General features: G+C 52.8%; 21 protein-coding genes, 1 tRNA gene and 1 pseudogene. 11 read left to right on the forward strand and 12 right to left on the reverse strand.

The genetic code is table 11. The features are described from left to right. Positions 1 to 155 precede the first annotated feature (155 nt). Positions 156 to 836 (forward strand): dethiobiotin synthase, encoded by a 681-nt coding sequence (gene bioD / locus LVJ83_RS02945; protein WP_244786163.1) that lies wholly within the window; start codon positions 156 to 158, stop codon positions 834 to 836. A 118-nt stretch (positions 837 to 954) separates the two neighbouring features. Here the strand turns inward: bioD and LVJ83_RS02950 are convergent, their stop codons facing one another. From LVJ83_RS02950 to LVJ83_RS02975, 6 genes are all read right to left on the reverse strand, one after another. Then, positions 955 to 1,251, reverse strand: coding sequence for a DUF2288 domain-containing protein (locus LVJ83_RS02950; RefSeq protein ID WP_244786165.1), 297 nt, complete (start codon positions 1,249 to 1,251; stop codon positions 955 to 957). A gap of 248 nt (positions 1,252 to 1,499) precedes the next feature. Continuing rightward, complete coding sequence (locus LVJ83_RS02955; RefSeq protein WP_244786168.1) at positions 1,500 to 2,333, reverse strand: CorC family transporter; 834 nt, start codon at positions 2,331 to 2,333, stop codon at positions 1,500 to 1,502. Between the two features lie 2 nt (positions 2,334 to 2,335). After that, positions 2,336 to 2,851 (reverse strand): rRNA maturation RNase YbeY, encoded by a 516-nt coding sequence (gene ybeY, locus LVJ83_RS02960; RefSeq protein WP_244786170.1) that lies wholly within the window; start codon positions 2,849 to 2,851, stop codon positions 2,336 to 2,338. 29 nt (positions 2,852 to 2,880) lie between these two features. Continuing rightward, complete coding sequence (locus LVJ83_RS02965; RefSeq protein ID WP_244786172.1) at positions 2,881 to 3,459, reverse strand: DUF4126 domain-containing protein; 579 nt, start codon at positions 3,457 to 3,459, stop codon at positions 2,881 to 2,883. Positions 3,460 to 3,599: 140 nt separating this feature from the next. Further along, on the reverse strand, positions 3,600 to 4,085 hold the full coding sequence (locus LVJ83_RS02970; protein ID WP_244786174.1) for a hypothetical protein: 486 nt from the start codon (positions 4,083 to 4,085) through the stop codon (positions 3,600 to 3,602). Positions 4,086 to 4,340: 255 nt separating this feature from the next. Next, positions 4,341 to 5,021: an isochorismatase family protein gene (locus tag LVJ83_RS02975; protein ID WP_244786176.1), complete on the reverse strand. Its 681-nt coding sequence runs from the start codon at positions 5,019 to 5,021 to the stop codon at positions 4,341 to 4,343. 394 nt (positions 5,022 to 5,415) lie between these two features. Here LVJ83_RS02975 and LVJ83_RS02980 point away from each other — a divergent pair. The 8 genes from LVJ83_RS02980 to LVJ83_RS03015 all read left to right on the forward strand — a co-directional run bounded on the left by LVJ83_RS02980 (position 5,416) and on the right by LVJ83_RS03015 (position 11,913). Then, a tRNA-Phe gene (locus LVJ83_RS02980) sits at positions 5,416 to 5,491 on the forward strand. Positions 5,492 to 6,060: 569 nt separating this feature from the next. Next, complete coding sequence (gene pilB / locus LVJ83_RS02985; protein ID WP_244786178.1) at positions 6,061 to 7,740, forward strand: type IV-A pilus assembly ATPase PilB; 1,680 nt, start codon at positions 6,061 to 6,063, stop codon at positions 7,738 to 7,740. 16 nt (positions 7,741 to 7,756) lie between these two features. Beyond that, positions 7,757 to 8,995 carry a type II secretion system F family protein gene (locus tag LVJ83_RS02990; RefSeq protein WP_244786181.1) on the forward strand — a complete coding sequence of 413 codons (1,239 nt, stop codon included), beginning with the start codon at positions 7,757 to 7,759 and terminating at the stop codon, positions 8,993 to 8,995. Between the two features lie 2 nt (positions 8,996 to 8,997). Further along, complete coding sequence (locus tag LVJ83_RS02995) at positions 8,998 to 9,858, forward strand: prepilin peptidase (RefSeq protein WP_244787618.1); 861 nt, start codon at positions 8,998 to 9,000, stop codon at positions 9,856 to 9,858. 1 nt (position 9,859) lies between these two features. Further along, positions 9,860 to 10,474 carry a dephospho-CoA kinase gene (gene coaE / locus LVJ83_RS03000; RefSeq protein ID WP_244786183.1) on the forward strand — a complete coding sequence of 205 codons (615 nt, stop codon included), beginning with the start codon at positions 9,860 to 9,862 and terminating at the stop codon, positions 10,472 to 10,474. Positions 10,475 to 10,478: 4 nt separating this feature from the next. Further along, entirely contained in the window at positions 10,479 to 11,246 is a 768-nt protein-coding gene (gene zapD / locus LVJ83_RS03005) for a cell division protein ZapD (RefSeq protein WP_244787620.1), read from the forward strand. Positions 11,247 to 11,249: 3 nt separating this feature from the next. Further along, positions 11,250 to 11,441 (forward strand): DNA gyrase inhibitor YacG, encoded by a 192-nt coding sequence (yacG, locus tag LVJ83_RS03010; protein ID WP_244787622.1) that lies wholly within the window; start codon positions 11,250 to 11,252, stop codon positions 11,439 to 11,441. Between the two features lie 310 nt (positions 11,442 to 11,751). Further along, positions 11,752 to 11,913, forward strand: a complete 162-nt coding sequence (locus tag LVJ83_RS03015) for a hypothetical protein (protein WP_244786185.1) — start codon at positions 11,752 to 11,754, stop codon at positions 11,911 to 11,913. A 145-nt stretch (positions 11,914 to 12,058) separates the two neighbouring features. Here LVJ83_RS03015 and LVJ83_RS03020 read toward each other — a convergent pair whose 3' ends face one another. From LVJ83_RS03020 to map, 3 genes are all read right to left on the reverse strand, one after another. Beyond that, positions 12,059 to 14,890, reverse strand: a complete 2,832-nt coding sequence (locus tag LVJ83_RS03020; protein ID WP_244786187.1) for a valine--tRNA ligase — start codon at positions 14,888 to 14,890, stop codon at positions 12,059 to 12,061. Positions 14,891 to 15,280: 390 nt separating this feature from the next. Continuing rightward, positions 15,281 to 15,580 (reverse strand): helix-turn-helix domain-containing protein, encoded by a 300-nt coding sequence (locus LVJ83_RS03025; RefSeq protein ID WP_244786189.1) that lies wholly within the window; start codon positions 15,578 to 15,580, stop codon positions 15,281 to 15,283. A gap of 273 nt (positions 15,581 to 15,853) precedes the next feature. Continuing rightward, entirely contained in the window at positions 15,854 to 16,630 is a 777-nt protein-coding gene (map, locus tag LVJ83_RS03030; RefSeq protein ID WP_244786191.1) for a type I methionyl aminopeptidase, read from the reverse strand. A gap of 384 nt (positions 16,631 to 17,014) precedes the next feature. Here map and LVJ83_RS03035 point away from each other — a divergent pair. Continuing rightward, positions 17,015 to 17,771 (forward strand): annotated as a pseudogene (locus LVJ83_RS03035) (IS5 family transposase). 32 nt (positions 17,772 to 17,803) lie between these two features. On the opposite strand, the gene LVJ83_RS03040 reads toward LVJ83_RS03035, so the two are convergent. From LVJ83_RS03040 to yjgA, 3 genes are all read right to left on the reverse strand, one after another. Beyond that, complete coding sequence (locus tag LVJ83_RS03040; protein WP_244786193.1) at positions 17,804 to 18,769, reverse strand: YheT family hydrolase; 966 nt, start codon at positions 18,767 to 18,769, stop codon at positions 17,804 to 17,806. Positions 18,770 to 18,943: 174 nt separating this feature from the next. Continuing rightward, on the reverse strand, positions 18,944 to 19,612 hold the full coding sequence (locus tag LVJ83_RS03045; RefSeq protein ID WP_244786195.1) for a phosphatase PAP2 family protein: 669 nt from the start codon (positions 19,610 to 19,612) through the stop codon (positions 18,944 to 18,946). A gap of 461 nt (positions 19,613 to 20,073) precedes the next feature. After that, complete coding sequence (gene yjgA / locus LVJ83_RS03050; RefSeq protein WP_244786197.1) at positions 20,074 to 20,610, reverse strand: ribosome biogenesis factor YjgA; 537 nt, start codon at positions 20,608 to 20,610, stop codon at positions 20,074 to 20,076. A 132-nt stretch (positions 20,611 to 20,742) separates the two neighbouring features. Between yjgA and pmbA the strand changes: the two genes are divergently transcribed. Next, positions 20,743 to 22,071 (forward strand): metalloprotease PmbA, encoded by a 1,329-nt coding sequence (gene pmbA, locus LVJ83_RS03055; RefSeq protein WP_244786199.1) that lies wholly within the window; start codon positions 20,743 to 20,745, stop codon positions 22,069 to 22,071. Positions 22,072 to 22,418: the final 347 nt, after the last annotated feature.

Below are 22,418 nucleotides of genomic sequence, written 5' to 3' on the forward strand. Positions count from 1 at the left end.
GAGTGGTGTTCCGTTTTGATCGTTTGGTAGGGCAAGCCAAAATACTGCCGGCTGATTTTTATGACGCGATATCAGGCTCTGTGCCGATATCCTCAGAAAATATCGGGGTGGTTTGCGCTACAATACAGCATCAACAATGAGGCCGTCTGAAAATCATGAAAACCGTTTATTTTGTTACCGGCACCGATACCGAAGTCGGCAAAACCTTTTGCACGGCTGCGCTGTTGCAGGCGGCGGCACAGGCGGGCAGGCGCAGTATCGGCTTTAAGCCTGTGGCTTCTGAAGCGGATGCTGCGGGACGAAATGCGGATGTGTTGTGTTTGCAAGCTGCATCGGCGGTGCGGCTGCCTTATGCGCAACACAATTGTTATACCTTTATCGAAGCCACCGCACCGCATTTGGCTGCTGCAGACGAAGCACGCCCGATAGAAACGCAAGTGTTGAGCGCCGGGTTGGCAACGGTAAAGGAGGCAGGCGATTTTATTCTGGTGGAAGGTGCGGGCGGCTGGCACACGCCGGTGGATGAGCATGTCAGCTTTTCCGATTGGGTCGAGAGGGAAAAGCTGCCGGTGATTTTGGTGGTGGGCATCAAGCTTGGCTGTATCAACCATGCTTTATTAACTGCGGCCGCCATCCGGCAGGCGGGCTTGCCGTTGGCCGGGTGGGTGGCCAATTGTTTGAGCGGGCAATCACACCGTTTGACGGATTATCTGCATACTTTGCAGCAGCGCATAAGCGCCCCATTAATCGGCGTGATGCCATATCTGCCGCATGCAAAAGCAGCTGAAGCAGCGGCTTATATGGATATCGGCCTGTTGTCGGGTGATGTTGATTAACAACAAATAAACCGATTGCATTGGCCCGCTGCCTTCAGCTTGCCGCCTTACCGGTTGATTTTGGAATGGGTGTGAAACACTATTGCAGTGGTGGCAGGATGCCTGACGGTTTGGCCGGCTATTCGGCGCAGGGCTGTACCAATACCCACGGCGCAACCACCACTGCCCACATGGCTTGGTTGGCTGCCAGAAACTGCTGTGCCTGCGCTTCGCTGACTACGCCGAATTTGCCTTGCTGCATCAACCCGGCCAGTGTGGCGCTGTCGTCGTCGGCCATCATTTTGGCCACGCTGATCAAATCCAAATCATCGGCTACATATACGGCCGCGCCGCGGGCAAAATGCGGTTGCAACTCTTGCCAGCCGATGCGGGCGGTTTCGAGGTTCAGCTTGTCATCAAGCATGAGTTCGGGCATAACTCGGGCTCCTGTGCTAGGGTGTCCTGGCCATTCGATTGATAGGTGTATTTTGCCCCTAAAAAGGCATCTGCTGCGTTAAAAAGCCTCGCAAGATGTTTAATCTTGCTGCGTTTTTTGCCTGCTATCTGCATTTTCAGGAGCAAAAATTCCCTCATAAATGACGTCAGGACAGCTGTATATTGTCTTCGATTTATGGCCTTATCTACCTACTTTTGTGTGAGGATATAAGGCAAACCGGCCTGCGTTCAGGTTTCTTTAACCCGCATCGCCATCAGTGTGTGCAGGCGGCGGTTGTCGGCGCGGGCGATGGTGAATTGTAGGGGGCCGATAATGACTTTTTCGCCGCGAACGGGCAGGTGGCCGATTTCTTGGATGACCAGGCCGCCGATGGTGTCGACTTCTTCATCGCTGTAGTCGGTGCCGAAATATTCGTTGATGTCTTCGATTTCGGTAACGGCGTTGATGCGCCAGCGTTCGCTGGAAACGGCGAAAATATTGTCGGCGCTGTCATCTTCATCGAATTCGTCTTCGATATCACCGATAATCTGTTCGATCAGGTCTTCAAAAGTGACCAGCCCCGATGTGCCGCCGTATTCGTCTACTACGATGGCCATGTGGTTGCGTTGTTCGCGAAATTCTTTCAGCAGCAGGTTGAGCGATTTGCTTTCGGGCACGAAAACGGCGGGGCGTAAAACGTGCGCCAGGTTGAATTGCTCGGGGTTGAGCGTGTATTTGAGCAGATCTTTGGCATGCAGAATGCCTAATACTTCGTCTTTGTCTTCGCCGATAACGGGAAAGCGAGAGTGGGCGGTTTCAACTGCATAGGCGATAATCCGCTCGATGCTGTCGCTGACTTTGATGACATCCATCTGGCTGCGCGTCATCATGGCATCGCGCACTTCCAAGTCGGCAAAATCAAGCATTTTTTCCAGCCGCAGTAAGGTGTCGGCATCAAAAACTTCCTGCTCGTGCGCCTGGCGCAAAATATTCATCACTTCATCGGCGGTTTCGGGGGCATCGCCGGCGATGCGGCTGATGATGCGTTCGAAAAAATTCGGTTTCGACGGGCTGTCGTCCATATTCAGTTTTCGTCCTGTAGGTAGGGGTTGGGGTATGCTAACTGATTCAGCAGGCGGATTTCAAGTGCTTCCATGATTTCGGCTTCTTCATCTTCGATATGGTCGTAGCCCATCAGGTGCAAAATACCGTGCACGGTCAGATGGGCAAAATGCTGTTCGGGCGTTTTGCCTTGCTCGGCGGCTTCTTTTAACACCACTTGCGGGCAGATAACCAAATCGCCGTAAAGGCCGTCTGAAAAGGTGCCGGCAAACATGGCTTCGCCTTCGTTCAGGGCAAAACTCAAAACATTGGTGGCGTAATCTTTGCCGCGGTAGTCGCGGTTGTAGGCACGGGCTTCATGTTCATCGAGCAGGATAATGCTGATGTCGGCGCGGCGGTATTCGTTTTTCAGGGCTTGCCAGACCCAGCGGTAAAAGCTGTGCTCGGGAGGGGCGGCGGTTGCAGATTCATTGCTGAAATGCAGGGTAAAGCGTTGTTGTTGCAGTTTTAAAAAAGGATAGCGTTTGGCAGATTTCATGGGTTTCAGACGGCCTGTGGGGTATTGTTTTAAAGGGCGGCGGTGTGTTTGCTGCGCTGGAAGCGGCGGTATTTGCGCCAGCCCCAAAATGCGACCAGCAAGACCAGCAGCACGGCGGCAAACGGCACAAACAGGCTCAATACCGTCATGATTAAGGCGGTGCCGGTTTCGGCCGCGGCAACCACCGGGTTGGCCAGGCCGCCGGTGGTGGCGGTGCTGGCTACGCGGCCGGTAGCGGCGGCGCCTTTGATGGCGGCCGCGGCCCCGCCGCCTGCGATAACGGCCAGTGTCCACGTGACTGCCGGGCTTAAATCGGCGGCGGTCGAGGCCATAATGGCGGTGCCGGCCAGGCCGGCCAGCGGCACGGCTACGGTGTCGAGCAGATGGTCGATAAAAGGAATCAGATAGGCGCCGATTTCCACCAGCGTGGCCACGCCGAGAATGATGAGCGCGGGGGTGGAGGCGAGCCATTGCCAGTTTTCGTTAATCGGCCACAAGCCGAAATAGGCGGAAAGGCTGAGCGCAAACAGCGGTAAAAATACGCGAAAACCTGCGCTGGCGGCCAGACCGATGCCCAGTGCGATGCTGAGTAAGGTGGTGAAGGTCATGAGTGGAATGGGGTTTGTTGGCAGATAAGATTGGAATCATACTGAATCAGAGGCCGTCTGAACAATGCGTTTGCTTGTTTTTTCAGACGGCCTTTGGCGAGTGTGGCGTTTAGGCCAATGATGGTGTGTTCAGACGGCCTTTATGGAGCTTGGATGAGGATGGCGCGGGGGAAGTCGAAATGGTGCAGACACTCGCGCACGATCAACAGCAGCGCTTTGAATTCGGCGGTGTCGGGCAGATGCTCGGGTGTGGGGTAGCGGCTGATGTGTTGGAAAATTTGTTCTGCGGTTTCGCGGTGTAATACGCCGGCGCTATCTGCCGGCAGACCGGCTTCGGCAGCGGCGATACGAAATGTGCTTGATGTGTCGATCAGCTTTTGCAGCGGCGCAATGGCGTCTTCCACCGTCATGATGGCGTTTTCCCACTCGTATTCGCTGGGCGGATTACGACGCAGCAGGGTATCGGTGCCGATGGCAATGGCGCGGCGGCTGCCGTCGGCTAAGACTAAATCAGATTGCTGGTTGCCGATATGCAGGGTGGTGTACACAATGGCTCCTTTGAATATATGCATCTCAGTATTGGGGTGTTCCAAGCGTTCGATTGACAGGAGCAAAAATCCCCTCACAAACAAATTGTCAGGACACCCTGGGGTGTTCTGACCATTCATATATCATCATCATCTTTTTTGCGCTAAAAGCACATCCGCTGCGTTAAAAAGCCTCGCAAGATGTCCAATCTTGCTACGTTTTTTGCCTGGCATCTGTACTTTTATCACAAAAAATCTGAATAATTCTGAATGGTCAGGACACCCTAGGCCGTCTGAAAAGCGGGGCTGTCGGATGTTCGTTCTTTAAAGATAATCTTTGCGCACAGTTTACTTTCAGACGGCCTGAGCATTCATATAGCCAGACCATTCAGAGCTGCGCACCTTCTGGCGGTGTTTGGCCAGTAATTGAGGAATATCATCGGTGTGCCGAGCAATAATGGCACCGGCTTTTTTCATATTATCAATGGCCTGCTGCTCTTCCTCTGCGTTCATGCTGCGGCAGGCGCTGAGGTTGACGATAACATTCCAGCTGCCATACCAGCATAGCTGTAACACCGTAGCCTGCACGCAATATTCAGTGGCTAATCCGCCGATAATCAAGGTGTCTGCATCGCGCGCCTGTAGCCACTCGACCAGGCCGGTGCTGATGTTTTCGGCCATATCGTGGAAACAGGCGCCGAATGTGTGGGCGTGCTGCTCCATACCGATGTGCACCAGAAAGTGGTAATTGTGGGCATCAGGCAGTTGCGGCAGGCTTTGGAAGCCTTTGCTGCCGATCACGGCATGGCGCACCCACAAATCAGCCTGCGTCAACGGTTGCAACGGTTGCGGTTGTTTGATATGCCAAGCCGCACCGGGCGGATGGGCATCTTTGGTCAATACCCGGTAATCGGCCCATGCGGCTTGCCGGTTAAGATGGGGCACGATAGACAGCGCACCTTTAATAGGCAGTTCATCGGGGCAAAGCTCTGAAAAAGCTTGCTGGGGGTGGATATCGATCGCCACAATGCTCATGATGCCTCCGGGGTGGTGTGTGGTGGGTTGTGTAGATAATTATTTTGATATTCGGTTTTTATTATAGATAAACGGTAGTGTTTTGCAACTTTTTGTGACAGGGCGCAATCAGGCCGGCAGGATGGCCTTGAGGCCGTCTGAATGGGAAGCCTGAATGAGGCGGTTTGCAGGTTTGTGGCGAACCATACTGATTTAAAGCATTATCTGGCTGTGTTACCGGGCGGTTTCCATCGCTTTCTGCTTCCGCCCATCTGCCTGCTTTGGGAAACGGGCATTATTGAGCCTCACTATATTTCGATTAAAAATAGATTCTTATGAGTTTTAGCCGCTTTTTTTCAAGAAAAAACTTGCGGCGGCGGGTAGATTCTGTTTTAATACGCATCTCTCAAGGCAAGGCCAGATAGCTCAGTTGGTAGAGCAACGGATTGAAAATCCGTGTGTCGGCGGTTCGATCCCGCCTCTGGCCACCACTAACCGCAAAATGCGGTTATTTTTTTTGTCTATACAAACCTACGCGCATCTGCATCGCCCTTTGCCATGGCGTTTCAGCTGATTTTATTTTTGCGAACGGTTGATCTTGCCGAATGATCAACCTTTCATAAAACCAACCCAACCAAGTTGGCTTGCTTTTGTGCATACATTTACGGTGTCTGGAGAGGCGCTGTGAATGATGCAATAGGTTTCAGACGGCCATGGTTCTGTATTTCTTGATGTTTCCGATTCAGTGGTTTCACTAAAAAAACAATTGCAAACATGCCGGAAAGTTTCCGGTTTGTCTTTTTGTGTGCAGAAATAGCAGGCAAAGTAACGATGGCCGTCTGAAAAAATAAGCCGGCAGGGCGGTGGGCGGAAAATGTGCAGAGGGTATGGCAAGGTGGAAAACGCGTGAGGTTGTTTTCCCGAATCGGTGTTAAATATGCAAATTCGGTTCTATGTGCTGAATAGTTATCTTATAATACAGTCAAATATTATTCTCTAAAATTTATCATATCATTTATCTGTATGGCATTGCCGTATGGAAAACAGGCAGGTTATCCCCATGAGCGTCGGTTTATTAAGAGTGTTGGTACAAAGCCAGATTGTTACGCACGGCCAGGCGGAACGGTATCAGGGTGCGCTGGCGGCCGGTCAGGATATTATTCCGATGCTGTTTGACGATGGCGTTACCAACCCTAAAGCATTGGGCGAATTGTTGGCACGGGTGTTCAGCTACCCGTTGTTGGACTTGCGTTATTATCCGCGCGCAGATGTTTTGATGGATGTGCTTTCTGAAGAGCAGATGCTGCAAAACCGCTGTGTGCCGATTTTCCGGCGCGGCCGTAAGGTATATTTGGCAGTGTCTGACCCTACGCAGATTCATAATTTTCAAAAGATTGCGTTTTCTTCGGGGGTGTCGATTGATTTGGTGGTAGTGCGGGATGACCAGCTCAGCGTATTGCTGGAATGGCTCGGCCAGCGTTCGACGACGATTCTGAAAGAAATCAGCAAGGAGCAGCAGGAAAGCCATGCCGCGCAAGCGCTGTATATCGACAATGAAGAAGCGGAAGACGGACCGATTCCGCGGTTTATCCATAAAACACTTTCCGATGCGCTGAATGCGGGAGCTTCAGATATTCATTTTGAATTTTATGAGCAGATGGCGCGGGTGCGTTTCCGGGTAGACGGGCAGTTACGCGAGGTGGTGCAGCCGCCGGTGGCGGTGCGCGGCCAGCTTGCTTCCCGTATTAAAGTGATGGCAAGGCTGGATATTTCCGAAAAGCGCGTGCCGCAAGACGGCCGTATCCAAATCGCCTTTCACAAACACGGCCGACCGATTGATTTTCGGGTGAGTACGCTGCCGACATTGTTCGGCGAAAAAGTGGTGATGCGGATTTTAAATTCGGATGCCGGTGCGCTCAATATCGATCAGCTCGGCTTCGAGCCTTTTCAAAAGGCCTTGCTGCTGGAGGCCATCAGCCGCCCTTACGGTATGGTGCTGGTTACCGGCCCCACCGGCTCGGGAAAAACCGTATCGCTTTATACCTGCCTCAATATTTTAAATACTGAAAATGTCAATATCGCAACCGCAGAAGACCCGGCCGAAATTAATCTGCCCGGCGTGAATCAGGTTAATGTGAACGATAAGCAGGGGCTGACTTTTGCCGCCGCCTTGAGAGCGTTTTTGCGCCAAGACCCGGATATCATCATGGTGGGGGAGATTCGCGATCTGGAAACCGCCGATATCGCCATTAAAGCCGCGCAAACCGGCCATATGGTGTTCTCAACCCTGCACACCAATAACGCACCGGCAACCTTGTCGCGCATGCTCAATATGGGTGTGGCCCCTTTTAATATCGCCAGCTCGGTCAGCCTGATTATGGCGCAGCGGCTGTTGCGGCGTTTGTGCCCGGCCTGCAAAACAGCCATGGAGCGCCCGCCGCAAACCGCTTTGAAAAAAGCCGGCTTTAGTGATGCGGATTTGAGCACAGAATGGCCGCTTTACCGTCCGGTGGGCTGCGACAGCTGCCGCGGCAAGGGCTATAAAGGGCGGGTTGGCGTGTATGAGGTGATGCCGGTCAACGAAGAAATGCAGCGGGTGATTCTGAATAACGGCACCGAAGTGGATATTATGAATATGGCGTATCAGCAAGGCATGGTAGACTTGCGCCGTGCCGGTTTGATGAAAGTGATGCAGGGCGTAACTTCACTGGAAGAAGTGTTGGCGCATACCAACGATTAATTTAAAAGGGGAACGTATGAATCAGGCGAAAGCGGGCAGCCGCTTGGTCAGAAAAGACAAGGGCAGGCGTTTTAATTTTGAAGGCAAAAATACCAACACCGATCAAATCGTGCGCGGTGAGGTGATTGCAAAAGACGAAGAAGAGGCGCGTAAAAAATTACAGCGGCGCGGCATCCGCCCTCTGCGGGTGAGTAAGGTAAAAACCGTACGCAAGCGCCGTATCACACAGGGCGACATCACAGTATTCACCCGCCAGCTTGCCACCATGATGAAGGCCGGCCTGCCGCTGATGCAGGCGTTTGAACTGGTGGCGCGCGGCCATGTCAACCCGGCGATGACACAGCTTCTGATGCAGGTGCGTGCCGATGTAGAGCAGGGCAGTGCATTGGGCAAGGCTTTTGCCAAGCATCCTAAATATTTCGACCGTTTTTACTGCAACCTGATTTCTGCCGGCGAAACCGGCGGGGTATTGGAAAGCCTGCTCGACAAATTGGCGGTTTACAAAGAGAAAACTCAAGCCATCAAGAAAAAAATCAAAAGCGTGCTGGCTTATCCGATTGCCATTATTGTGGTGGCGGTTGCCCTGATTATGGTGATGATGATGTTTGTTTTGCCGGCTTTTAAAAAGGTGTACGGCAATATGGGTGCAGAATTGCCTTGGTTGACGCAAATTGTGATGAATATTTCGGATTTCTTCGTGCGCTACGGCTGGGCGATGATTATCGGTATGATTGTGTTGGTTTTTGTGTTGTATAAAACACATCAGCGCTCGCCCGGGTTTCAAAAACGGGCAGACGGCCTGTTGCTGAGGCTGCCGATTTTTGGTGCGATTGTCAGAAAAGCCATTATCGCCCGCTGGTCGCGCACCACCGCCACCTTGTTTGCGGCCGGGGTGCCGCTGGTTGAGGCGCTCGATTCAGTGGCCGGCGCTGCGGGTAATATTCTGTATGAAGAAGCCACGCAGGATATCCGCTCGAAAGTTACCCAAGGCTTATCGCTCACTTCCAGTATGCAGGGCACCGATATGTTTCCGAATATGGTGCTTCAGATGGCCTCGATTGGCGAAGAATCCGGCTCGCTTGACGATATGCTCAACAAGGCCGCCGAATTTTACGAAGACGAAGTGGATAATTCGATTGCCCAGCTTTCTTCCTTGATGGAGCCGGTTATTATGGTGGTGTTGGGCGTGATTATCGGCGTGTTGCTGGTGGCCATGTATCTGCCGCTGTTTAACTTGGGCAGTGTGGTGGGCTGATGATGAGCGGATGGAATATGTGGGTGCCCTTTGCCGTGCCGTTGGCTGCTTTGTTCGGCCTGCTGGTGGGCAGTTTTCTGAATGTGGTGATTTACCGTGTGCCGCTGATGATGGAGCGGGAATGGACTTTGTTTGCCAAAACGCATTTGGGGCAAACCCCGACAGCGGCAGAGTTGCAGCCTTTTAATCTGATTAAGCCTGATTCGTGTTGCCCGCAATGCCAATCGCCGGTGCGCGCTTGGCAAAATATCCCCGTTATCAGCTATCTGCTGCTCGGCGGCAAATGCGGCAGCTGCAAAATGCCCATCAGCAAACGGTATCCATTGGTGGAGCTGCTGACCGCCGCCCTGTTTGCACTGGTGGCGTGGCAATACGGCTGGAGCTGGCTGACTTTGGGCGGCTTGGTGTTGACCGCAATGCTGGTGGCGCTGGCTTTTATTGATGCAGATACCCAATACCTGCCCGATCAAATCACTCTGCCGCTGTTGTGGTTGGGTTTGCTGTTTAACTGGAACGGCGGGATGGTGTCGCTGCAATCGGCGGTGGCAGGGGCTGTTGCAGGTTATCTGAGCTTGTGGCTGCTGTGTTGGCTGTATAAACTGGCAACAGGAAAAATCGGGATGGGCGGCGGTGATTTCAAGCTGCTGGCGGCTTTGGGCGCCTGGCTCGGCATCGGTGCTTTGCCGGTAGTGGTGTTTTTGGCGGCGCTTATCGGCATTTTTGCGGCGGCAGCGATGCGTGTGGGCAAAGGGCAGCAGTTTGCTTTCGGCCCCAGCTTGGCTGTGGCCGGCTGGCTGGTGTTTGCCGCCAATCAACAAGTTGCTGCCGCCATCGGCTGGTGGCTGCGTGCTTCGGGGTTTTGAAATGGCAGTTTGGATTGGTTTGACCGGCGGTATCGGCAGTGGAAAATCAAAAGCCGCTGCCGAATTTGCACGCCTGGGGGTGCCGCTGATTGATGCGGATGCCATCAGCCGCAGCCTGACCGCTGACGGCGGCGCGGCATTGCCGGCGGTGCGTGCCGCGTTTGGTGGGGCTTTATTTGATGATACAGGCCGTCTGAAACGTGCCGAATTACGAAATCTTGTGTTCAGACGGCCTGAAGCCAGAGCGGCGCTTGAAGCCTTGATGTTTCCGCTGATTATTGATGCCATACGGGTGCAGCAGCAACACTATACGCATGCGCGCTATGGTGTTATCGATATGCCGCTGCTGGTGGAGCGGCCGCCGTTTGCCGCATTGGTGTCACGCATATTGGTGATTGATGTGGCTGAGCAAACGCAAATTGAGCGGGTGCAGCAGCGCAGCGGTTTATCGGCAGACGAAATTAAACGTATAATGGCAAGTCAGGCCGGTCGGCTTGAGCGTTTGCGCGCCGCCGATGATGTGGTCGGCAATGAGGGCACAGAGCAGGCGCTGGCGCAAAAAATACAGCGGCTGCATGCTTATTACCAAGCCGTTTTCCCCGTTTATGCAGAGTAATCCCATGATCCGTTTCGAACACCCGTTGTCTGAGCGCGTACGCAGTTTTCTGCGCATCGAGCACCTGTTTAGCCGTTTCAACACCGAAAGCGTATGTGCACAAAGCCCATGGGCGCACCATCTGGCCTTATTTACCCTGTTTGAAATCATGGAGTGTGCAGGGCGTGCCGAAGTGAAGCTGGATATCTTGCAAGAGCTGGAGCGGCAAAAACAGCTGTTGGCCGGCAGCTTGGCGCCGGATGCGCAAGAGGCCGATAAAATCAAGCACAAGCTGCAAGCCGTGGCAGAAAATCTGCAAGGTGTGCAGCAGAAATTCGGTCAACATCTGCGTGAAAACGAATGGCTGATGGCCATCAAGCAGCGCATGCAGGTGCCCGGCGGCACCAGCCCGTTTGACATGACATCTTACTATTATTGGCAGCAGCTGCCGCATGAGCGCCGCTTGGCCGATTTGCAAAAGTGGATCGGTATGCTGACCCCCACGTATAACGCCGTGTCGGTGCTGCTGGGTATTCTGCGCAGCAATACCCGCGCCGTGGAATGTGTGGCGCAAAAAGGCAATTACCAGCACAACAGCCTGGCGCAGAATATCCATATGCTGACCATTGAGCTTGATATGGCGCAACAGGCGCTGCCTGAAGTGTCGGCCAATAAATATTTCACCCATATCCGTTTTTTGAGTGTTTCACAAGAAAGTGCACGCGGTAAACAGCTGGAGGAGGATGTGCCGTTCAAGCTGATTATGTGCAGTTTTGATCCTGTGGTAGCGTAAATGATGAGTCAAGAAATTCCTGTGGTCAAATGCCCCACCTGCGGCGAAAAAGTGGCCTGGCTGCCTGAAAACAAATATCGCCCGTTTTGCAGCGAGCGGTGTAAGTTGATTGATTTAGGCGCATGGGCGAATGAAGATTACACCATGCCGGCCGAAGAAGACGAACCGTTGTCGGATGAGGTGTTGCGGCATTAAAACAGCCGGTTTTGCTAGGGTGTCCTGATGTGTCATACATCTCTCTTTTTTGCGCTAAAAGCACATCTGCTGCGTTAAAAAGCCTCGCAAGATGTCTAATCTTGCTGTGTTTTTTGCCTTGCCTTGCATCTGCATTTTCAGGAACAAAAATCCCCTCATAAACGACACATCAGGACACCCTAGGATACCCTAAGGCGCTGAAGCGCCAAGTTAACCAGCCCTGTATGTGTGTACTGTCTTTGGCTTGCCGCCTTATTGGCTTACTTTTCTTTTGTGAATAGATTTAACTCAAGCAGAAAGTTCGCGGGCGGTGCTCACGCTTCCGTCTGCGTTGCCCACCGTTATCCGCAATCCGATTAAACAAGGCCGTCTGAAACTGTGCTTTTACCGTTTTCAGACGGCCTTAACCTATCGGCAAACGCTTAACCGGCGCCACCGAGCAACACTGATTCTGCACCGCTGCGGGCGATGATGGCGAGCTGAAGACAGTACAAATGGTAGGGCAAGGCGAGCCAACGCTGTTAGGTTATTTTTGTGAATGGAGATTAAACAATATCAGGCCGTCTGAAAGTATTTGCTTTCAGACGGCCTGAACCATAGATAAGCCCGGTGTCGGCCTACACTTTCAATTTCGCCAATTGTGATTGCACTTTAACCATTTTGCTTTCCAAGTCGGCCAGTTCGGCGCGGTCTTTTTCAACCAGATGCGCGGGGGCTTTGTCGGTGTAGCCGGGTTTGCTGAGTTTGGCATTGAGTTTGTCGAGCGCTTTTTGCAGTTTTTCGGCTTCTTTCGACAAACGCGCGTTTTCGGCGGCCTTGTCGATTTCTACTTTCAGCATCAGGCGGGCGTTTTGGCACACGGCTACGGGTGCGTCGTCGGCTTCTGGCAGGTGATCCACCAAATTGGCTTCGGTCAGGCGCGCCATCATCGGCAGATATTTCAGCAGATCGGCCAAATTGCTGCCGCCTTCGACAAACAGCGGGGCTTTCACGCTCGGCGCTAAGCCCATTTCGCCGCGCAGGTTGCGCACGGAGCCGATTAAGTCTTGCAGGGCGGCCATTTTGTCGAATGCGGCGGGAACGATTTTGTCGTTATCAGGCAGCGGCCAGGCAGCCAGCATAATGCTGTCGGTGTGTTTGGCGTTGGCCAGCGGCGCCACGGTTTGCCACAGCTCTTCGGTGATAAACGGCATAATCGGGTGCAGCAGGCGCAAAATCACTTCCAGCACGCGCACGAGGGTGCGGCGGGTGGTGCGTTGGGTGGTGGGACAGCCGGTTTGCAGTTGCACTTTGGCCAGCTCGATATACCAGTCGCAATATTCGTTCCACACAAATTCATACAGCGTTTGCGCGGCCAAGTCGAAGCGGTAGGTGTCGAAGGCTTCGGCCACGGCGGCTTCGGTTTGCTGCAAGCGGCCGATCATCCATTGGTCGACAAAGGTGTAGGCCAGCGGCTGGGTTTCGTCTTGGCCGCAATCGTGCTCTTCTACGTTCATCAAGACGAAGTTGGTGGCGTTCCATAATTTGTTGCAGAAATTGCGGTAGCCTTCGGCGCGCTTGAAATCGAAGTTGATGCTGCGGCCCAGGCTGGCATAGCTGGCCATGGTGAAGCGCAGCGCGTCGGTGCCGAACACGGGAATGCCTTCGGGAAACAGCTTTTCGGTGGCTTTTTTTACTTGCGGCGCTTTTTCGGGGCGACGCAGGCCGGTGGTGCGTTTGATCAGTAGCTGTTCCAAATCGATGCCGTCGATCAGATCTACGGGGTCAATCACGTTGCCCTCTGATTTGGACATTTTTTTGCCTTCGTGATCGCGCACCATGCCGTGGATATACACATCTTTAAACGGCACTTTGCCTGTGAAGTGGGTGGTCATCATAATCATACGCGCGACCCAGAAAAAGATGATTTCGTAGCCGGTAACCAAAACATTGCTGGGCAAAAACGCTTTCAATTCATCGGTTTCAGACGGCCAGCCCAAGGTTGAGAAAGGCACCAGGGCAGATGAAAACCAAGTGTCGAGCACGTCTTCATCACGGGTGAGTTTGAGGCCGTCTGAAAGCTTTTCGGCTTCTGCTTGGCTGCGGGCAACATAAACTTTGCCGTTTTCATCATACCAAGCGGGGATTTGGTGACCCCACCACAATTGGCGCGAAATACACCAATCTTGGATATTGTTCATCCATTGGTTGTAGGTGTTGACCCAGTTTTCGGGGATAAATTTTACCGCGCCGCTGTCTACCGCGTGTTTGGCTTTTTGTGCCAGGCTCATGCCTTTGAATTCGCTCTGTGGCTCGCCGCCGTTCGGTGTGGCGCTCATGGCGACAAACCATTGGCTGGTGAGCATCGGCTCAATCACCGAGCCGGTGCGGTCGCCTTTGGGCGTCATCAGCGTGTGCGGTTTGACTTCGGCCAACAAGCCTTGCGCTTCCAAATCAGTCAGCATCTGCTTGCGGGCAGCGAAACGGTCAAGGCCGGCATAGGCGGCGGGCAGGGCGAAGCCTGTTTGCGCTTCGCCTTTGAAGTTGAACACTTCGGCTTCGGCCAATACTTTGGCTTCGAGGTCAAACACGTTAATCAGGCGGGTATCGTGGCGTTTGCCGACTTCGTAGTCGTTAAAATCATGCGCGGGGGTGATTTTCACGCAACCGGTGCCGAAATCTTTTTCCACATATTCGTCGGCAATCACGGGGATGGTGCGGCCGGTGAGCGGTAATACCAGTTGTTTGCCGATTAAATGGGCATAACGTTCGTCTTCGGGGTTCACTGCCACGGCCACGTCGCCAAGCAGGGTTTCAGGGCGGGTGGTGGCCACAATCACGGCATCTGCGGGGTTGTCGGCCAGCGGATAGCGGATGTGCCACATATTACCTTGTTCTTCCACGCTTTCCACTTCGAGGTCGGAAACGGCGGTGCCGAGCACGGGATCCCAGTTGACCAAGCGTTTGCCGCGGTAAATCAGGCCTTGCTCAAACAGGCGCACAAATACTTCGGTAACCACTTCGGCGCGGGTGTCGTCCATGGTGAAATATTCGCGCGTCCAGTCGGCCGAACAGCCCATGCGGCGCATCTGTTCGGTAATGGTGCCGCCGGAAATGTTTTTCCACTGCCACACTTTTTCTAAAAAACCTGCGCGACCTAAGTCATGCCGCGACACGCCTTGTTCGGCCAGCTGGCGCTCTACCACAATTTGGGTGGCGATGCCGGCATGGTCGGTGCCGGGAATCCAGGCGGTGTTGCAGCCTTTCATGCGGTAATAGCGGGTGAGGCCGTCCATGATGGTTTGGTTGAAGGCATGGCCCATGTGCAGCGTGCCGGTAACGTTGGGCGGCGGCAGTTGGATGGAGAATGATGGTTTGGATAAATCCATGTGCGGCTGAAAATGGCCGGCGGCCTCCCAAGCTTGGTAATGTTTGGCTTCGATTTCTGCGGGGTTGTATTTGTTTAGCATGGTGTTTTTCGAGTGTGCTGAAAAATGATTTTGAATCGTGCGATTATAACGCAATAGCCGTCTGAAACCTATGGGCATAATGTTTCAGACGGCCATTTGAATGTTGGTGTGCTATACCGGTAATGTCCATTCAAAACCATATAGTGAAATGAATAAAAAAAGTGTTACGGTGTTGCGGCGCCTTGTTGTATCGGCTGTAGTGCCTGCGGCTTGCTGCCTTGTATCACTTCTCATTCATCTATAACCTGGCTGTGTTTCCGGGCTTTGCAGCTTTAATTGTTTGCTGGTTCGAATAGGGATAAAGCCGGATGATGGCGGCTTTGACCAGGATTGCTGAAAACGAAAGCTGCCCGCCAGAGCATGAACGGGCAGTTTTTGCCGGCAGTTTGCTTATTTGCCGTTTTTAGATTCCGCTTTGGCTTCTTTTTTCAACGCGGCGTAAAGCTCAGGTTCGCGTTGCTTGAGCAGCGCGGCGATGGCTAAGTCATCGCGGTTGACTTTCGCCAGATCGATTTTTTCGATGTGCACCAAGCGCAGCAGTTCACGTACGGGTTTGGGCATGTTGCGCCCTGATTCGTAGCGTGAGCCGCCTGATTGGGTAACACCGATACGGCTCCAAAAATCCATTTGGTTCATGCCGAGCTTTTTGCGGATATCACGTATGTTTTCGATTTGCTCAAATGATTTCATGAAACTTCCTTCTTCTCTTATTGTTTAATATTAGCTTTAAGGCTGGTATACTAATCCGCGTAATAATATCATATTTCAGCAAATATTAAACGCGGCCGTTTAAGTATAAGCGTTTGGACAATAGATGCAATAGAAGTTTGACAAGATTATCCTAACAAGAATATTTATATTGACTATCGGCGTTAAGTTTTCAACATGTTATTTTAAATCAACAACTTTACCTATGCGCTGTAGGTTTTGTACTCTAAAATTGTTAATGTATGTTGCCTGCGGTTAAGGTTGGCCGCCGGCAGGGCTTACAGTCAAGATTTCATGCCCGTTTTCAGTAACCAGCACTTCATGCTCCCATTGTGCGGAGAGTGAGCGGTCTTTCGTTACCACAGTCCAGCCGTCTGCTAAAATACGCAAATGGCGTTTACCTTGATTAACCATGGGTTCGATTGTGAAAATCATTCCGGGCTTTAACACCAAACCTTTTCCTTTGTGTCCATAATGCAACACTTGCGGCTCTTCGTGAAAGCCGCGGCCGATGCCGTGGCCGCAAAATTCCTGCACAACCGAATAGCCGGCGTTTTCGGCAACCTGTTGGCAGGCATAGCCGATATCGCCCAATGTGGCGCCGGGTTTGACGGCGGCAATGCCTGCCATCATGCTCTCGTGGGTCACATCAATCAGGCGCCGGGCCTGCGGGCTGATGGTGCCGACGGCAAACATGCGGCTGGAATCACCGTGGAAGCCGTCTTTTTTGATGGTAACGTCGATATTCACAATGTCGCCGTTTTTCAGCGGCTTGTCGTCGGGAATGCCATGACAGATGACGTGGTTTACCGAGGTGCAGCATGATTTTGGGTAGGGCGGGTTGCCGTAGTTGAGCGGCGCGGGATAGCCGCCCTGCACGTTGACATGGTAATCGTAGATGAGTTTGTCTAATTCGTTGGTGGTCACGCCGGGTTTGACGAATTGTCCGATATAGTCGAGCGCTTCGGCGGCCAGGCGACCAAGTTCGCGCATTTTTTCGATTTCTTCGGGGGTTTTGATGATAACGGCCATGTGTGTGTGTCCTTTGTTTCAGACGGCCTGATGAGGCCGTCTGAATAAAATATAAAGATATGCAGCGCATACGCAGTTCGGGCAGATTATAACGTGAATATTACAGTTGCGCAGCCATCCCATGGGTTAATAAGGCCGTCTGAACCGGTTGTGCCCGTTTATAAAATAAGCTAACCGAGCCGTGTTGTTCCGCCTTGCCATCTAGGATGCCCCGGGCAGTTGATTTTTGCGGATGAGAATAGCAAGCTTTCAGACGGCCTTTTATTTGCGGGTATCCGGCTGGGGTGTTCTAGGTTGTCCTAGCAATTACTTGTCATAAAGCAGGCAAAAGAAAGGCAGATAAGTTAAAATTTTTGTTGTGAAACAAAATACACTTAATCTGCCATGCCCCGAACCCTACTCAAAGATGAATGCTGGTCAAAGCTGCTGAACATTTTGCTTGATTTAGGCTAGGCGTCTATCACAAGAAAATCTGCGCCTGACGGTAGAAGGCATCCTCTACCGCATAAGAACAGGCATACTGTGGGAGGACATCCCTCCCTCTTTAGGCAAAGGAAACTCTCTGTTACGCACCTTTCACCGATGGTCGAGTAAGGGAATTTTTCAAAGCATTATCAAAGCATTATCGGAATTTCCCGATATGGAGTGGGTGTTTATCGACGGCAGTCATATCAAAGTTCATCAACATGCAAAAGCAACCGTTGGTGAAGCAGCGGCTGTCGGTCACAGCCGGGGCGGCAATACCACTAAAATTCATTTGGCTGTTGATGCCTGCGGCAATCCTGTCGGTTTTAAGGTAACCGCCGGAACGGTAAACGATATTACTGCAGCACCGGAGTTGTTGGATGAAGTCAACTTGTCGTCAACCGAAGTGCTGACTGCTGACAAAGGCTATGACTCTGATGCGTTCAGACAACTGTTGGCGGATATGGGTGTTAAACCGAATATTCCTTATAAAAAAGACAGGGAACGGTTAAATGTATCCATGGACTGGTACTGATACAAAACCAGGCATTTGGTGGAGAATGCCTTTGAAAAGTTAAAGCATTTCCGCTCGGTTGCTACCCGTTACGACCGCTTAAAACAGCACTACGAAAGCACGGTTGCCTTGGCATGTATCATGCTGTGGCTGCCGCTATGACAAGTAATTGTCAGGACACGCTAGCTGCCGTGTTATACAAGCGCTTGCTCGAAATAAGCCAGCAGCGTTTGCGGCAGCCAGTTCAGATGGCCTCGGCCTTTGCCGCTCACAAAGCCGACATGGCCGCCGTTGGCCGGTTGCAGCAGGGTAACGTGGCGCGATACTTCTTGCTGCGACGGCAATGCCTCGGGCGGCAGAAACGGATCGTTGACGGCATTGAGCAGCAGCAGCGGTTTTTCTACGCCGGGTAGAAACGGTTTGCAGGAAGCGCGGCGGTAGTAGTCGGCAGCGTCTTTGAAACCGTGCAGCGGTGCGGTAAAAACATTGTCGAAATCACTGAGGGTTTTGCAGTGCGCCAGTGCCTCGGTGTGGAAATTGAATGTGCGTGCTTTGGGCAGCAGCGTGTTGAAAAAATAGCGGGTGTAAAGCAGACGGGTGCGGCCTTTGTCGAAGCGGGTGCCGGCAGCGGTCAGGTCGATGGGCGCCGACACTGCGGCGGCGGCGAGGGGAATGGCATGGCGGCCTTGTTCGCCTAAATATTTCGCCAAGGCATTGCCGCCGAGCGATACGCCGGCTGCGTAGATAGTGGGGTAGCGTGCGGCCAGCGTGCGCAGCATAAAATCGATTTCACGGCTGTCGCCGGAGTGATAATACACCGGCGCGGTGTTGGGCACTCCGCCGCAGCCGCGGAAATGCGCCACCACGCCGTGCCAACCGCGTGCAGCCACCGCATTCATCAGCGCTACGGCGTAATGGCTGTGGCTGCTGCCTTCCAAACCGTGAAACAATACCACCAGCGGGGCTTCGGGGTTGGTGCTGTCGAGAAAATCATAAGCTACCAAGGTTTGGCCGGTGCTGTCGGGCAGCAGTTCGCGCCGGTAAGGCGGCGGCGGGGCTTGCAAACTTTTGGCGTAGAGGGTTTGCAGATTGCCGCCCACCAGCCAGCGCGGGCTGTTGAGCGGGGGCAGTCGGTAGGGTGGTGGGGATGCGGTGCTCATGGTGGTCGGGGCTTTTAAAATCGGTAGTTTGGCTTTGTATTATAAAGTATTTAATAGAGAATATGAATATAGAATCAAATATCGGATGTGGCACTGTCAAGTGGTTTGATGCTGCGTATCATCAATAACAAGAGGCCGTCTGAAACGTTTCAGACGGCCTCTTGTTATGATGCTTTATGATTGGCGCGGCAGACGGCGGTACATAACAATATGCAGGCCGAGTACGGTGCTGGTGCCGGTAATCCAGCCGACCAGCACATCGGTGGGGTAGTGCACGCCCAACACGATGCGGGAAAAACCCATAAAAAAAGCAAATAAAACAGCGGCGGCAATCAGCAGGCCGCGGTGCGGCGTGTGCCAATAAACCAACACCCATACAGTAGCCAATGCGGCAGCAAAGGTGCTGTGGCCGCTGGGAAAAGAAGCATTGGTTTCTTCGATGATGCGCGGCCACAATTCCGGGCGGGCGCGATTGAAAAACAGTTTGGCCACAAACATGATGGCGGTGGGCAAGGCGGCGCCGAGCAGAATAAACACCGCCCAGCTGCGGTGGTTGCGGAAATAATGATAAACGGCAAACAACACTGCCAATGTGGCGGCTACGCTGGTTTTGCCGACATGGTGCAGCACAACCGCAACAGGCATCATCGCCTGCCCCATGTGCTCGTGCACCCACATCATCAACGGTTGTTCGAAAGCAAAGCGTTCGCGTTCCAGAATTTCTTCGGCAATTTCGCCGGCGAGTAATAAGGGCAGCACGATGCCGAAAAACAATACGGCAAGGCGCTTGAAAGAAGGCAGGTAGCGGGTAAGGGCGGCGGGCATGGCGGCAAAAAAATCCATATGCTAACAGATGTGGCGGCGCAGGCAAAATCCGGCGGCGGCCGGGTGCGCAAAATCAAGAAAGAAGATGATTGTTTTTAGCATTAGTTGTTGATAATTATTGCATTTTTCACAGTGGAAAATCAGGTAAACCATGATGCCGCATCGTTGGCTTGTTGTTATAGTCAACACACAAACCGACCTGTTGCATCTATAAAGCCGGGCGGTTTGGGCGCTGTTGCAGGCGCAGCATGAAAATATAACCAAACCACAACCGCTGATACACGGCGGCGTAACAACACGGAGGATGTTATGTCTGTATTTTTCTTGAATCTGATTGTTTGGATCGGCATCGCATCGCTGCTCACTTTGGGCGCGCTGTGGTTGATGGAACAATACCATTGAGCCGTTTTTCCCAACTTGCTGAAAAAGCAAAGGCCGTCTGTTTGTTCAGACGGCCTTATATATAGGTGGCGGCAGAATCAATTTTCATCGGCATCATAATCATTGGCTTGCACCGCTTCACTGTCGCCGGCCATCACCAATTTGATTTCCTGAAACAGCGCCCGAAAATTTTTCGGCGGTTTGTTCAGCTCCTGCTCTTTGCGGGTGTTGCGCACCAGCGTACGCAGTTTGGCTACATCGGCATTGGGGTAGTCGGCGATAAAAGCAGTGAGTGCATCATCACCGGCCAGCAGCCGTTCGCGGGTTTGCTCGATGCGTTGCAGCATGGCGTTGTGTGCCGCGTTGTCGCCCCGCAGTTTGGCCAGATAAGCCTCAATCGGCGCCGGATCCACATCGCGCATCAGGCGGCCGATATATTGGGTTTGGCGTTTGAGGGCGCTGTTGGAGGTGATTTTTTTGTGCATCAGCAAGGCATCGAGCAAGTCTTCCGGCAGGCCGATTTTTTTCAGCGTGTCGGCAGAAAGACGGGTCAGCTGCACGCCCAAGCTTTGCAAATCATTCATCTGCTTTTTGATTTGGGTTTTGCTTACCCACTCTGGTTGCTTGTCGCTCATATCAATATCTCATTCAATAATGGTATTTATTTTAGCACAACCGCCCGCCGCGCAATCTTGCCGATAGCCACATTTTTACCGATGCCGTCTGAAAACAGTTAAAATAAGCAGCAAATTCTAACCGGAAAACCCATGTTTAATCATAATGAAAACGAACTGATTGATTTATGCGGGCAGGCGCTCGCCTTGGCCAAACAACACGGTGCCACCGCTGCCGAAGCCGATTTGAGCGAATCGCTGGGGCAAAGCGTGAATGTGCGCTTGGGCGACATCGAGCAAATCGAATACCAGCAAGACAAATCACTCGACATCACCGTGTATGTCGGGCAGCGTAAAGGCCGAGCCAGCACCGCTGATTTTTCTGCCAAAGCGCTGCAAGACACCGTGCGCGCCGCCATCGATATCGCCCGATATACCGCCGAAGATGATTGCGCCGGGTTGGCCGATGCGGCTCTGATGGCGGCCGAATTCGGCGATACCGACAGCTATCACGAATGGAGTCTGCCTACCGAAGCCGCCGTAGCGCTGGCACAGCAATGCGAACAGGCCGCACTGGATTTTGACCGGCGCATTGAAAATTCAGAAGGTGCCGGCGTGCAAACCGGGCACTATCAATACGTATATGGTAACAGCCACGGCTTTATGCACCACGCACAAGGCAGCCGCCACAGCATATCATGCAGCGTGGTGGCCGCCGACAAGCAAGGCATGCAGCGCGATTATTGGTATGACCTCGCCCGCAGCCGCGATGATTTGGACAGCCCCGAAACCATCGGCCGCACCGCCGCAGAACGCACCGTCAGCCGCCTCGGCGGCCGCAGTCTGCCCACCGGCAATTACCCGGTATTGTTTGATGCCACCGTGGCCGGCGGGTTAATCGGCCATTTGGTCGGCGGCCTCAGTGGCGGCGCCCTTTACCGCCAAAGCAGCTTTCTGACCGACAGCATCGGCACACAAATCTTGCCCGATTTTCTGCATCTGCGTGAAGAACCGCATATTCCCCGCGCACTCGGCAGCACTTGGTTTGATGCCGAAGGTGTAGCCACCCGCCCGCGTTTCGTGATTGAAAACGGTGTTGTACAAGGCTATTTTCTCAGCAGCTATAGTGCCCGCAAGCTCGGTATGCAAACCACCGCCAATGCAGGCGGCGCGCACAACCTGCACCTCAACCATACCTGCGCCGACCGGGCAGACTTATTGAAACAAATGGGTAGCGGCCTGTTGATTACCGAATTAATGGGGCAGGGGGTCAATATGCTGACCGGCGACTACTCACGCGGTGCCGCCGGCTTTTGGGTGGAAAACGGCACCATTGCCTACCCCGTGCAAGAAATCACCATTGCCGGCCGTTTGCAAGACATGTATCGCAACATCACCGGCGTGGCCGACGATGCGCTGAAACGGTCTGCGCACAAAGTCGGCTCAGTGTTGGTTGGCGAAATGACCGTAGCTGGAGTATAAGTATAAGCAGTTGAGATGGCCGTCAAGCTCGAAGCATTTTACTTCAGCGCCCCACCTTGATCTGCGGGTGTATGGTTTCTAGGGTGCCATGGCAATTCATATATCATCATCTTTATTTGCGCTAAAAGCACATCTGCTGCGTTAAAAAGCCTCGCAAGATGCCCAGTCTTGCTGCGTTTTTTGCCTGGCATCTGTACTTTTCTCATAAAAAATCTGAGTCATTTTGAATGGTCAGGACACCCTAGGGTGTCCTAGATCACTAGATCGCCGCTTCGTTGATGATTCGGTTTGACGGCTATTTAAGGTTTTATATCACAGATAATGTTCAAATCTGCGGAGCTATCTAT

It is taken from the genome of Uruburuella testudinis (assembly GCF_022870865.1).
GTDB lineage: Bacteria > Pseudomonadota > Gammaproteobacteria > Burkholderiales > Neisseriaceae > Neisseria > Neisseria testudinis.